We start from the raw sequence: 13,645 nt of genomic DNA on the forward strand, positions 1-13,645 counted from the left end.
TATTTTTTTGAAATCTGATTTCATAGTCTGACTGGGTTTATTAAATTTCTTTCACTCATTAATAACAAAATAGATTAACATGTTAAGATAAATATATTATTTTTTTATTGCCTATGCAGATGGGGAAAATGGTTGATACCAGCAAAAACTACTGGTTTTTAGGTGCCTGCCGAGATGGTAATGATGACCTAAGTGAATACTTTATCAATAGCGGAACGTGGCTATATTACGGTCAAAATAATAAGGAAATAAATTTGATCCAGTCTATCCAGACCGGAGATCGGATCGCTATCAAGACTGCTTATGTACAGAAAAATAAATTACCTTTTGATAACAAAGGTTATCCCATTCCAGTATTGAAAATCAAAGCGATCGGTACAGTTTTGCAAAATCCAGGGGATGGAAAAAGCCTGAAAGTTGATTGGGATAAAAATTTTTCTGAAAAAAAATGGTATTTTTACGCCAATCCAAAAACCATCTGGAAAGTAATCCCGAGCAACTGGCAAGCTGAAGAGTTAATTAATTTTACTTTTCATAATCAACTTCAGGATATCAACAGATTTTGCAATGCACCCTACTGGCAGAAACGTTTTTGTAACGTCGATATAAATAAGCTAGAACTAACCAAATCTAGATGGAAACAAACTGTTTTAGAATTCATTAAGGAATTGTGTCATCAAAATAACAGTGAGATTTTTAGCCGGCAACAAATTCTCGAATATTATCAGCAAAAGTTGAAAGAACTGTTTCCTGATAACAATACTATCGAACAATCTGTAAGCCGAACCTTACAAGAATTACGTGACCAGAATATTTTACAGTTTGTAACAAGAGGGCAATACAAATTATCTGATTATGATCTAGACATTACTGAACACTTCAGTGCAGATATACAGGAAAACAGTCAGGATTACATAGTGAGACCATTTTATTCTCTCAAGGATTTAATCAACGAAGGCTGCTTTGTTGATCCTCAACAATTAGAAATTATTCTGGAAAGGTTAAAAGAAAAGAAAAACATGATTTTACAAGGACCGCCCGGTACAGGTAAAACTTGGCTAGCCAAACGTCTGGCCAATGTGATGGTTGGTTTCCAAGATTTCGATAATATTAAAGTAATACAGTTTCATCCAAATATGTCTTACGAAGATTTTATTCGCGGTTATCGACCCTCATATGATGGCAAGCTTGAATTGATTGATGGTCCTTTTATCGAAATGGCCAATCGGGCCAGATACGATCCTAATACAAATTATGTACTTGTAATTGAAGAAATCAATCGAGGCAATCCGGCACAGATTTTCGGTGAAATGCTGACCTTACTGGAGGCAAATAAACGAAATTACCATGAAGCTATGGAATTAACCTATAAGCGTAATGATGAAACCGTTTTTTTTATTCCGGATAATCTATACGTAATCGGTACCATGAATATTTCCGACCGATCACTGGCCATGTTTGATTTAGCATTGCGGCGACGCTTTGCATTCTTCACTCTGCAACCAAACTTTGGTAAGCAGTGGCTATCCTATATGGCAGAAAAAACGGCCATTGCACATGAGAAATTAGAAGACTGGCAGCAGCGCATGTTGCTACTGAACCAGAAGATCAGCGATGATCCGATGTTGGGAAAGGCTTTTACCATTGGCCACAGTTATCTGACCACTAATAAACCTGTTCCAGATGCAGATACTTGGTATAAAAACATTATCGACACTGAAATTCGGCCTTTACTAACAGAATACTGGCTTAATGATCCAAATAAAATTGATGAGGCTATTGAAGCCTTATTGTCTGATGTGTGCTGATAGTAATGCAAAAGCCTGAACGATCCACTACCAATAATACCGTCGCTACGATACCCATCAGAAATATCTGGCTGCTGCTATTGTATGCTTCTGATCTGTATAAAACACTTGGTGCGCAGCAAAGAGTAAAGCTGGAACAAAATCCTCAAGAACTGATTATTCTGGTTGCAAAACTATATTGTCAGGCTGTTAGCAAAAGGCTGATGCGCGCATTATCCTGCGGATATCAGCAACATACGCAATCACTAACTCGTGTCAGGGGAAAAATAGATCTGCTGACTACCGCACGCCAGCAGTTATTAGAAAAAGGGCGCATTCGATGCCAGTTTGATTCTTTAACCATTGATACCCCGAAAAATCGCTTTATTCATGCTGCCGCGCATGTATTGCTGGCACAGTTAGAGGATAAAACATTAATCCGGCAATGCCAGAACATTATCAGTCGGTTTACGGCGCTTAAGATAGGGCAGTCGACTCAGTATGACCATTTAACTGAATCTTTTGATCAATCTGGCAAACAAGATAAAACGCTGCTTACTCTTTGCCGGCTGATTTTTAATATGGCTATACCCACCGAGCAGGCAGGTAGTTATTTACTGGAGCAAGCAGATAAAAAAGATCAGTGGTTGCGGCATTTATTTGAAAAGGCAATAGTTGGATTTTGCCGCACTAATTTGAATAGTAAGGAATGGATAATAAGCGCCGGCAAACGATTATATTGGCAGCAGCTACAACCCAGTACAGGTATAAAGGATTTTTTACCCAGTATGCAGTCTGATTTGGTCATTGAACACCGCCAGTGCCGGCATCGCCTAATTATTGATACCAAATGTACGTCTATCCATACCCAGTCTTTTTATAAAGACAAGGTGTTTAAAAGTCCTCATATTTACCAGCTCTATACTTATCTGCGCAGTCAGGAAAATCCTGTTGATCCGCCATCACTCAATGCAGCCGGAATGTTATTGTATCCTGCTATTAATGAATCGATTAATGAATCTGTCACCATTCAAAATCATCAGTACCGATTCTGTACTATTGATCTTAATCTGGATTCCGGTTTGATCAGAAAAAATTTATTGGATTTATTAAGTCAGTGGTGTTGTAGTAGTAGCGGCTTTCAGCAAAATGATTGAAGGAGCAGGCTATTATTTAAAATAAACTAAGTTTTTTTCTGCGCCATACAGTTTTTATTCAATAATTATTTAATTTATCCTATTGAGATTTTAAACTTGTTGATTTCTTTCAATATGATTTTTTAATACAAACTAAATAAATAAGTAAAATCAGTTTTCAAAGCAATTTTTTTCAGCTTTCATCTACCATATATAAAAGCTAGTTTATAAATGGTTTTTTCGGTTTCTGTGGATTGACCTAAGGAATATAATTTATCGGTGGCAATACCAGCTCAGGCACATTTATGTAGCCTTTTAATAAGTTCTGATCAGTCGATATATCCAAATACCGGCAGAAACAGATTTTAATGCTCATTACTTTTGTCTGATCCACTTTGAATATATTTTATTGGGCAAATTGATTATATTAATTTAAAAAGGCTGTTTATTTCTTCATATAGGGAAACGTATGATAGTCTGTGCTGGCAAATAAAAAGCTGACTATCAATTTCGACAGCCAGCTTTTTTCTTGCCAGAAAGCTTATTCTTCATCCTCAATCAATGCATCTACAAATGCTTTGGCGTCAAACGGGCGTAAATCGTCGATGCCTTCGCCTACACCGATGAAGCGTACTGGTATCGGGCGTTTGGCGGCCAGTGCGGCGAGGATACCGCCTTTTGCGGTGCCATCCAGTTTAGAAACGATCAGGCCGGTTAGGCCAAGGGCGTCGTCGAAAGCGACTACTTGATTGATGGCGTTCTGGCCGACGTTGGCATCGAGTACCAGCATGACTTCGTGTGGTGCTTCGGGTAATGATTTTTGCAACACGCGTTTTACTTTTTTGATTTCTTCCATCAGATGCAGCTGGGTTGGCAAGCGGCCAGCGGTATCTGCCAGTACGATATCGATACCACGTGCTTTGGCTGCTTCAAGGGCATCGAAGCAGACGGCGGCAGAATCACCGGATTCCTGCGCAATTACGGTTACGTTATTGCGCTCACCCCATTGCTGTAATTGCTCACGGGCAGCTGCACGGAAGGTGTCGCCAGCGGCCAAGAGGACGCTTTTACCCTGACTTTGAAAATATTTAGCCAGTTTGCCGATACTGGTGGTTTTGCCTGCGCCGTTTACGCCAGCCATCATGATAACAAAAGGTTTTTTATCAGCAGGTATGGACAAGGGCTGCTGAAGTGGCTGCAGTAATTCATATAAGGCTTCTTTCAGGGCGCTGCGCAGTTCGTTTCCGTTTTTCAATCCTTTCAGGGTGACGCGCTGGCGTACCTGTGCCAGTAGTTTTTCGGTGGCTTCGATACCCATATCACTGGTGAGCAATACAGTTTCCAGCTCTTCGTACAGGTCTTCATCGATTTTGCCGCCACCAAATACAGACGCCAGCGATTTGGCCATCTGGTTGCGCGATTTGCTTAGGCCCTGTTTGAGCCGTGCTGCCCAGCCCAGTCGTGCTGGTTTGTCTGTTTCGCCAGGGGTTTCTGTGGTTTCTACAGGAATCACTATGGTGTTTTCGCTGGCCGGAGCCTGAACAACCTCTGATTCCGTGCTGGTGGCAATGGCGGCCGGTTCATCTACAGCAGCCGGTACGATGATGTCTTCTGTTGTTTCGGTAGCCGTAGATTCGGAGACGGCTGTATTCGCTGTGTACTCTTCTACGCTCTGGTGAGAAGCAGCCGGTTCAGGCTGGGTATGAGTTTCAGCCGCTGTATCGGGTTGCTCTACTGATTCCGGCTGCGCGGGGTTAACGCTGGCTTGTTCTTGCTCTGGCTCTGTATTTTTTTTTCTTTTAAAAAATCCAAACATGGGTTATTCCTGATGCTAGGTGAACCAAAGTTCTGTAAAAGCTTGTCTTTGGTAATGAATATATGGGTGCTATTGTAGCTTAGAGCCGCTGGTTTGATAATGTGTTATGGTATTCAGGCCAATTTATACGGCCGGTTTGGTTTGCCGGTATTTGAGTTTTATCAGTCTCAAAGGTTTTTTTCTACTTATGTTGTTGGCAGTTTCAACGATGTTAGCAGACAGTATTGCCGAAGCGCTCTGAAAACGGATGGATATTTTTTCCGCCATGCTAATGAAAGCACTGTGCATTTCTGAAATAGCCGCTGACGTTAGTTTTTATTCGCATGTGTGCACTAGTTGCGATTGGTAGTGATGTTCCGGATTACTGTTTTTGTTTCGAGTATTGATGCGGTTTTGAATGCTGTTATTGCCGCGTTATTGCAATAATTCTGACCAGCTTTCCGGTTTTTGCCAGTTTACGCGATGGATGTTGGTTGCGTTGCGGTTGTAGGACTGATCATAAATCCAGTGCTGCCATTGTGGTTTCAGGCTGCCGCTTATCATGGGTTTGTCATCAATGAGGATGTCGCCGCGAATCCATGTTTTGTCTTTGGCTAAAATGATGCGGTTTAGCCACTCATCACCCAAGTAGCGGGCGACCCAGTCGAATTTTTCGGATACGCAGTAATGATAGTCATCGATAGGTGAGGTGCAGATGCGTACGTCGTGCCCTGCTTCTAGTAAGCGTCTGGCAGCCTGAATCCCCTGATTCATGGGTGGCAGGGAGGCAAAAAAACCCTTACTGCTGTAAATCTGTGTCAGCTGTCGGTGATACTGTGGCGCCATGTCTTCACGCAGGTAAAAATGTCGGCGTTCTGGCAGGGGTAGGGGCTGCTGGTAGGTTAGTTGCCAGCGCTGTCTTACACCCTGCTCAAAATCAGCCAGAACTCCATCCTGATCGAGTAAAATCAATTTGGCTGCCATACGATTTCCTGTAGTGGGGTCTGCGATTATCAGAGTGATGTTTATAACATGTTTTTTAACGCAAGTCGTACACCTTCACTGATGTCGGTACCGGCCGGTATGTCTTTGCAGGCGCTGCGGGCTTCTTTATCGGTATAGCCTAAGGCTAGCAAAGTATTAATTATGTCTTCGTTTGCGGTGACAGCTTCGGCAGCATACAAACCTAGGCTATCGCCACTGGCAGCTAATTTGCCACGTAGCTCAAGTACGAGACGCTCGGCTGTTTTTTTACCAATTCCGGGAGCAGCGGTCAGGCGTTTGATGTCTTCGCTGGCGATAGCGGCCGCCAGTTCATCACTGCTGAGGCTGGAGAGGATGCCCAGCGCGCTTTTGGCTCCGATGCCGCTTACTTTGATAAGTGCACGAAACGTTTCGCGTTCTTCGCGAGAGCCAAAGCCAAACAGCAGATGGGCGTCTTCCCGTATCACCAGCTGGGTGTAGAGCGCCGTTTCTTCTCCGACTGCGGGTAGGTTGTAAAAGGTTTGCATGGACACCTGAGCCTCGTAACCCACGCCATGTACGTCCAGTACCACTATCGGTGGATTTTTTTCTAGCACGATACCGCGTAAACGACTAATCATTATGTTCCTTTCCTGACGCGGGACAAACAAAAGCCCGTGCATAATACCACGGGCTTTTGTCTGAGTTTGTAGCTGAGTTTACAGTGTGGTCAGCATGGATTTTCTGGCTTCATCAGCACGTTGTTGTTGCTGGAAAGGACCCATACGGACAACGTAGCTGTTTTTCACTTTCACCAGTTTGGCCTGCTGTGCGCTGCCAGCAGCCTGCAGATGCTGTGTGGTTGCTTTCAGATACTGCTGTGCCAGCTCTTTGTTGGCAAATTTCTGTAAATCAACATAAATGTTGCCACCACTGCCGGCTGGTTGCAGGCTTTCGCCGGGCAGTACCTGTTCTACGCGTACCTGTGCTGTGCCGGCACGGACGAAACCCAGTTTCTGCGCCGCAGCGTAAGATAAGTCCATGACACGATTCGCGTGGAAGGGTCCACGATCGTTTACTCTCACGACGACAGTCTTGCCGTTTGAAAGATTGGTTACCCGGGCATAGCTGGGAATAGGCAAAGTGGGGTGGGCTGCTGTCAGCATCTGGCTGTCAAACCGCTCTCCAGATGAGGTACGGCGCCCGTGAAAATTCTGACCATAGTAAGAGGCTCGGCCTACCTGACTGAAACTGGCCACTTTTTGTAACGGGTAATATCGTTTGCCCGCTACCTGATAGCTAAGGTTAGCTGTTTTATGCAGATGCTCTGCTGGTGCTACTGTAAGATTAGATAGAGATTTTTTAGCATGATAAACCGGCGCTGACAGATGAGCGGTCTGCTTGGCACTGGCCAGGCTTAACCCCAGTATCATGACAACGCTAACAAATAATACTTTAATCCTGATCAAACCGTATTTCCGTTTCTGTGAGTAAAAGACGCAAACACCAGACATGCAGATTTTGTTGTCCACGACAACAAGTCAGTCTGGTAAAACTGTATTTATACTAAGACAGCAAAAAAACAGTGGCAGCCACTAAAAAGTGGCAGGAGAGGCAGTAACCTCAATTGGCAGGAACTGACACCGACTGTGGTTTAATACAGCACATTGGCGGGTTCCGAAAGTTGCTTACTAATCGGCAAAAAGCCGAAATGGTAACGCAGTTAATAATTGAATCAGTAATTTATCAGGGCGACACTATGCCAAACAAGCCTTTGTCTGTCAAAGATTTTTTCAATCCGGATGAGCCAGCGACCAAACAAAAACCTGTGCGGCACCCGATTTTTTAAGGGTTTGCGCTAGTTCGGCAATTGTTGCGCCGGTGGTCACAACATCGTCAATTAACAACAGGTTACGTTTTTTTACGGGCTGCTTCAAGTGAAATACACCGCGTACATTACGCTGGCGGGCTGATTTTTTCAATGTAGACTGGGGCGGCCGGTGGGAGCGATCAATGCAGTACGGTGGCAGCAGCGGTAACTCGTAATGGCGGGCAATGCTGGCAGCAAGCAGCTGGCTTTGATTAAAGCCGCGCTTAAACAGCCGCTTACGGCTTAAGGGCATGGCCAGCACTGCGTCTATTTGTGCGGTTTCCAGCCACTGTGGCGGCCGTGCCAGCATTAATGCGGCCAAAATATCGAGCAGGGCAAGCTGCCTCTGATGTTTGTACGCGCTGAGTATTTGTCGGAGTGGAGTGGCATAGCGGTAACTGGCATAGAGGCGAACAAACGGCCAATGCTGCCCGCATTGCTCACAAGTTCCCGCTGTCAGATTGCCGGAATGGCATTGCAAACAGATATCACGTTCTGGGCGCTGAAGGCTGCTTATGTCCTGCCAGCACGGATGGCACAAGCCTGAGCCATCAGTATAATCGTGGCATAATAAACAGTGCGGCTTGCCGATACAGGCGTGCCAGAATGAAGTAAGTAATGAAACTATTCCCATGATCACACCTTCTCAAACTTTACTGATACACGGCTGGGGTGCCAATCATCATATTTTCGACCCTTTTCTGGCCAGTCTGCCGCTGCCAAATCAAATGCATATGCTTACGCCGGATCTACCCGGCCATGGCTGTGCGCCGTTTGATGGTACTTTTGATATAAATACTATTGCCGACCAACTAGCGGCACGGTTATCTGAACCGGCTCATGTTCTTGGTTGGTCGCTGGGAGGTATGGTGGCCATCAGTCTGGCCGCACGTTATCCAGACAGGGTTGCCACGCTGTGTCTAACAGCCAGTCTGGCTAAATTACTGGCCAGCAGTGACTACCCGCAAGGCCTGCAAAAGATTAGTCTGCATCAGATGGCAGACAAATTCAGGATAGATTATCCCAAATACATGCAACAGTTTCTACAGTTGCAGATGCTGTATGCGGATACGGGGATACAAACCGGCATGCAGCATCTGCTGCCGGCCATTTGCCAGTATGGAGCACCGGTTGCTCTTAACGCTGCTTTGCATGCGTTAGAACAAGCAGATTTACGCCCGCTACTCAGTAGCTTACACTGTCCGGTATTACTGGTTTACGGTGGTCGCGATACCATTACGCCGCCACGCATGGGCGAATATCTGCATCAGCACCTGCCGCAGAGTGAATGGCATCTGCTGCCGCAGGCTGCTCATACACCGTTTTTAAGCCATCCTGATGAATTTGCCCGTGTACTGGGTCGGTTTTGGGAACAATACACATGACAACTCTGCCACACCAGCCAGACTGGTTTCTGCATGCACATCTGGCCGCGACGCTAGACGAACGCCTGAGTATTCTGAAACAGCCACCGCAGCACATTTTGCTGGCCGCCGCTGATGGTAATGAAAGCTACCGCTTACTTAAAATGCGTTATCCACAAGCTTGTTTCCATGAATATGATAGTCGCAGCTGCTATCTTCAGGCAGCACAGGCGATTCGAAAAGCCAAACAGAGCTGGTGGCAGAAGCTCAATAGCAGTCTGCCGGAACAGATCGCATCCGACCGGCTGCCGGATAATCAGGCAGCGGATATGGTATGGAGTAATCTTGGTCTGATTCATCAGCCAGATGCAGTAGCGGTGATTGAAAACTGGGCTGGTGCTTTGCGCCCTGACGGTCTGCTGTTTTTTAGCCACTTTGGGCCGGATACATTAAAAGAAGTCCTGACACTGTGGCGCGCTGCGGGTATAGTGGTCAGTGTGCCGAGGCTACTCGATATGCACGACCTTGGCGACATGCTGTATCAGCACGGTTTTTATGATCCGGTGATGGATATGAATATGCTTACGCTGCAATATACTAAGCCAGAACGCTTTATCGAAGATATGCGCACAGCCGGTCTGTGGCAGAGTCTGAAATTTGACAACGAAATCGAGGCTGTACGTATTCTGGCACAGGCGTGGCAGAATGAAGATATACAGAATGTCACGCTGGAACTGGTGTACGGACATGGTGTGAAAAAACAGATTCTTCCAGAGAACGTTGCACCGATACAGTTTTATCCATCGTCTTCCACTCACTCTTCCCAACCTTAATATAAAAATATAAATATGAAATTTACTGTATTGCTGCGTACCTGCGCTGTGATTATTTCGGTTTTCGGTAGTCTTTCTGCTTGTAAAAGCACTACTCCTGTCACACCAACAGCGGCAACCAAGCCGCGTGCGGTTATCGGGCTGGCACTTGGTGGCGGGGTTTCCAAAGGGTTTGCGCATATCGGGGTGATAAAAGTTTTACAGGAAAACCATATTCCGATACGGGTGGTGACTGGCACCAGTGCTGGCGCGCTGGTAGGCAGTATGTATGCCTCTGGTATGAGTCCAGACCGGCTGGAGCTGGAAGCGGAAATTCTAAATAAAACCGATCTGGTGGATCCGGTGCTGTCTACTTCCGGCTTTATCAAGGGACAGAAACTACAGGATTACATCAATGCGAAGGTAAGGAATAAACCGATTCAGCAATTTCCTATCCGCTTTGGTGCTGTGGCCACTGAATTCGGTACTGGCCGCATGGCAGTGTTCAACAGTGGCAATGCCGGACAGGCTGTACGTGCCTCGGCAAGCATTCCAAATATTTTTCAGCCAACGGTTATTGGCAATAAACGTTTTGTGGACGGTGGTTTGGTAGCACCAGTGCCGGTCACCGCCGCCCGACAACTTGGTGCCAATGTGGTCATTGCGGTGGATATTTCCGCCAAACCGGCGCGCCTGACCAGTGAAGGCTTTTTTTCTTATTTAGACCAGAGCCTGAATATCATGAGCGCTTCGGCACTGAACAGCGAGCTAAGTAAGGCGCAGGTGGTGATCCGGCCACAGGTACAGAAGCTGGGTACTGTTGGCGGCTTCGACCAGAAAACACAGGCTATTCAGCTGGGTGAGCAAGCAGCGCGTGCCGCTTTACCACAAATTCGCGCGGTTCTGGCCAAATATCAGGTTAACTAAGCGCTCTGTGCCCGTGTAATTGGTGCAGGCTGCCGCTGTGGCAGTCTGCGTTTTTATTCTGGTTAATCTTGTTAAAAATAATGCAATCCATGATAGTGGCAATTTAATGATTATTAACTAAAATAATCAATAATGTTTTACTCATATATCATGAACAACATGAGCTAATTCACAATATTAGCGTTAACAATAGACTGAATGATTTTTAGGCAATCAAGTATTTCATGATTAAAAAAAGAAAAAACAATATTCACATAGTTTGTATTTAGTATAAGCAGGAAACCATCTGTGTGAATCTACTGGTTGAATAATATGAATAAAACTATTTCTGGCAATTCATTTTTGGTTTTTTTATACACGCAAGCTTAGTTGTTACAAAATGAATATCTAATTGTTATCAGCAACAACCAAATACTTCCATTTATCATATAGACAGTCAGCCAAAGCACCATAAACAAAACCGTCATTCAGGTAATGCATTTCCTGCTTATGTGTAACGCAGCCAGTATAAAATAAACTGAATACATACCAATAGACATTACCGAACCCCTCTGTCGAACCTTTTTATACTTATCTATGTATAGCTGTTTTGCTGCAATTTTGATAATAATCATGGAAAACCCAAAAAGAAAACCGCCCCGATAAACGAGGCGGTTGGATAATATGGTACTGAATCAATTTAGGCTTTTAGTTCAGCACGCAGCTTTTTGGTCACTTTTACCATCACTTCTAGAGCTGCCGTGGTTTCCGGCCAGCCGCGGGTTTTCAGACCACAGTCTGGATTTACCCACAAGCGTCGTTGGTCGATAACTTTCAGCGCTTTGCGCAGCAGATGCTCCACTTCAGCTTCAGTAGGTACGCGCGGGCTGTGGATATCATATACGCCGGGGCCGATATCGTTTGGATAGCTGAATTTCACAAAGGCATCGAGCAATTCCATATCAGAACGCGAGGTTTCGATGGTAATAACATCTGCATCCATGCTGGCAATTGCTGGCAGAATATCATTGAATTCTGAATAGCACATATGGGTATGAATCTGCGTACTGTCGTCAGCATCGGTAGACGTCAGGCGGAAAGATTCACACGCCCAATCCAGATATTCATCCCATTGCGCACGTTTCAACGGCAAAGCTTCGCGAATAGCCGGTTCATCAATCTGAATGACGCGGATGCCGGCTTTTTCCAGATCCAGCACTTCATCGTTTAAGGCCATAGCAATCTGTTTGCACACCAAGCTCAACGGTACGTCATTGCGCACAAAGCTCCATTTCATCATGGTTACCGGACCGGTCAGCATACCTTTCATCGGCCGTTTGGTCAGCGACTGAGCATAGGCAGACCACGCTACGGTCATGGCTTTCGGGCGGGCAACATCACCAAAGATAATCGGCGGTTTTACACAGCGGGAACCATAGCTTTGTACCCAGCCATACTGAGTAAAGCAGTAGCCATCCAGCTGCTCACCAAAGTATTCCACCATATCGTTGCGTTCGGCTTCACCGTGCACCAATACATCGATATCCAGTTTTTCCTGCTGCTCAACACAGTAGGCGATGTCTTTTTTCATTGCAGCTTCATAATCGGCGGCACTCAGCTCACCTTTTTTGAAAGCCGCACGTGCCTGCCGGATTTCCTGAGTTTGCGGGAAAGAACCAATAGTTGTAGTGGGCAGCAACGGCAGCTTCATCCACGCCTGCTGTTTCTCAATCCGCTCTGCAAACGGACTATGACGTTGGTCGGCATGAGCACGTAAACTAGCTACACGCGCAGCAACCTGATCGTTATGAATCAGTTTACTGGTCTTGCGGCCGGCAGCAGCAGCATCAGAAGCAGCCAGAGCTTCCTGTACCGTGTCCTTACCATGTGCCAGAGCTTGTTTGATAATACCCAGCTCTTGTAATTTCTGGGCGGCAAATGCCAGCCAGTTTTTGATTTCTGGGTTAAGTTTCTCTTCTACATTCAAATCCTGCGGGCTATGCAGCAATGAGCAGCTCGGTGCAATCCACAGATTGTTGCCCAGCTGAGTGGCTACCGGTGCCAGCAAATCGATTACTTCGCGCAGATTGGCACGCCATACGTTGCGGCCATCAATCAGGCCAACGGACAGAACTTTGTTTTCTGGCCATACATTGGCAAACTCGGCCAGCTGCTCGGGTGCACGGACACAATCAATGTGTACACCATTTACAGGCAAATTTTTGAGTAAATTCAGGTGTTCGGCCACACTTCCAAAATAAGTACCGATGATGATGCGGGTACCAGTAATAGCCAGCTCCTGATAGGTGGGTGCAAACGCATCCAGCCATTCACGCGCAATGTCCACAGCCAGAATCGGTTCATCAATCTGTATCCAGTCCACACCGGCATTGGCCAGTTCACGCAGCAGTTTCTGGTATTCAGGCAACAGACGTGGTAGCAGTTCCAAACGGTTATGGCCGGCATCTTTTTCCTTACCCAGCCACAGCAACGTCAGCGGACCTACCAGCGTCGGTTTGATATCGTGGCCAGTGGCTTTGGCTTCTTCAATCTGTGCAATCAGATTGGCGGCATTGGCTTTAAAGCTGGTGTCCTGATGCCATTCCGGCACAATATAGTGGTAGTTGGTATCAAACCATTTGGTCATTTCCATAGCCACCTGAGTGGCATTACCGCGAGCAAGCTCGAAATACTGGCTAAGAGTAAGCGTGGTCGCATCAAACCCAAAACGAGCCGGAATAGCGCCAAGCGCACACAGAGTATCCAGCACATGGTCATAATAAGAAAAATCACCAACCGGCAGCAGGTCAGCGCCAGCAGCTATCTGAGTAGCCCAGTTTTTCTGGCGAATATCCGCGGCGGTCTGCCGCAGCTCAGCCTCACTTTTGCTGCCTTTCCAAAACGCTTCAACAGCAAATTTGAGTTCGCGTTTAGCGCCAACACGCGGATAACCGGATAAATGGAATGAATTCATAAGTGTTTCTCCCTATTTGTGAAAGATAAATTTCGATA

11 protein-coding genes are annotated in these 13,645 nt (G+C 45.8%); 5 read left to right on the forward strand and 6 right to left on the reverse strand.

Annotated features, from left to right (window positions below):
• Window positions 1–128: 128 nt before the first annotated feature.
• Together J3U64_RS06400 and J3U64_RS06405 are read left to right on the forward strand one after the other, a co-directional pair.
• Window positions 129–1,808, forward strand: coding sequence for an McrB family protein (locus J3U64_RS06400; protein ID WP_267408657.1), 1,680 nt, complete (start codon window positions 129–131; stop codon window positions 1,806–1,808).
• A 5-nt stretch (window positions 1,809–1,813) separates the two neighbouring features.
• Window positions 1,814–2,944, forward strand: a complete 1,131-nt coding sequence (locus tag J3U64_RS06405) for a 5-methylcytosine restriction system specificity protein McrC (RefSeq protein WP_267408658.1) — start codon at window positions 1,814–1,816, stop codon at window positions 2,942–2,944.
• Between the two features lie 520 nt (window positions 2,945–3,464).
• On the opposite strand, the gene ftsY is transcribed toward J3U64_RS06405, so the two are convergent.
• The 5 genes from ftsY to J3U64_RS06430 all read right to left on the reverse strand — a co-directional run bounded on the left by ftsY (window position 3,465) and on the right by J3U64_RS06430 (window position 8,185).
• The gene (gene ftsY, locus J3U64_RS06410; RefSeq protein ID WP_267408659.1) at window positions 3,465–4,739 is read right to left on the reverse strand and encodes a signal recognition particle-docking protein FtsY; all 1,275 of its coding nucleotides are present in this window, start codon (window positions 4,737–4,739) and stop codon (window positions 3,465–3,467) included.
• A 414-nt stretch (window positions 4,740–5,153) separates the two neighbouring features.
• Window positions 5,154–5,702, reverse strand: coding sequence for a 5' nucleotidase, NT5C type (locus J3U64_RS06415; RefSeq protein WP_267408660.1), 549 nt, complete (start codon window positions 5,700–5,702; stop codon window positions 5,154–5,156).
• Between the two features lie 41 nt (window positions 5,703–5,743).
• Window positions 5,744–6,322 (reverse strand): Holliday junction branch migration protein RuvA, encoded by a 579-nt coding sequence (gene ruvA / locus J3U64_RS06420; RefSeq protein WP_267408661.1) that lies wholly within the window; start codon window positions 6,320–6,322, stop codon window positions 5,744–5,746.
• Window positions 6,323–6,400: 78 nt separating this feature from the next.
• Window positions 6,401–7,114 carry a septal ring lytic transglycosylase RlpA family protein gene (locus J3U64_RS06425; protein ID WP_100141055.1) on the reverse strand — a complete coding sequence of 238 codons (714 nt, stop codon included), beginning with the start codon at window positions 7,112–7,114 and terminating at the stop codon, window positions 6,401–6,403.
• Between the two features lie 360 nt (window positions 7,115–7,474).
• Window positions 7,475–8,185, reverse strand: coding sequence for a ComF family protein (locus J3U64_RS06430; RefSeq protein ID WP_267408662.1), 711 nt, complete (start codon window positions 8,183–8,185; stop codon window positions 7,475–7,477).
• On the opposite strand from J3U64_RS06430, the gene bioH reads away from it, so the two are divergent.
• The 3 genes from bioH to J3U64_RS06445 are packed head-to-tail and all read left to right on the forward strand — an operon-like array spanning window position 8,184 to window position 10,654.
• Complete coding sequence (bioH, locus tag J3U64_RS06435) at window positions 8,184–8,936, forward strand: pimeloyl-ACP methyl ester esterase BioH (protein ID WP_267408663.1); 753 nt, start codon at window positions 8,184–8,186, stop codon at window positions 8,934–8,936. The genes J3U64_RS06430 and bioH overlap by 2 nt on opposite strands.
• Window positions 8,933–9,748, forward strand: a complete 816-nt coding sequence (locus J3U64_RS06440) for a methyltransferase (RefSeq protein ID WP_267408664.1) — start codon at window positions 8,933–8,935, stop codon at window positions 9,746–9,748. Before bioH ends, J3U64_RS06440 begins: the two co-directional genes overlap by 4 nt.
• Before the next feature lie 15 nt (window positions 9,749–9,763).
• Window positions 9,764–10,654, forward strand: a complete 891-nt coding sequence (locus J3U64_RS06445) for a patatin-like phospholipase family protein (RefSeq protein WP_267408665.1) — start codon at window positions 9,764–9,766, stop codon at window positions 10,652–10,654.
• A gap of 679 nt (window positions 10,655–11,333) precedes the next feature.
• Here the strand turns inward: J3U64_RS06445 and metE are convergent.
• Entirely contained in the window at window positions 11,334–13,607 is a 2,274-nt protein-coding gene (gene metE / locus J3U64_RS06450) for a 5-methyltetrahydropteroyltriglutamate--homocysteine S-methyltransferase (protein WP_267408666.1), read from the reverse strand.
• Between the last annotated feature and the right edge of the window lie 38 nt (window positions 13,608–13,645).

This window comes from Snodgrassella sp. B3800 (genome assembly GCF_026535865.1).
In the GTDB taxonomy this organism is placed as follows: Bacteria; Pseudomonadota; Gammaproteobacteria; order Burkholderiales; family Neisseriaceae; genus Snodgrassella; species Snodgrassella alvi_E.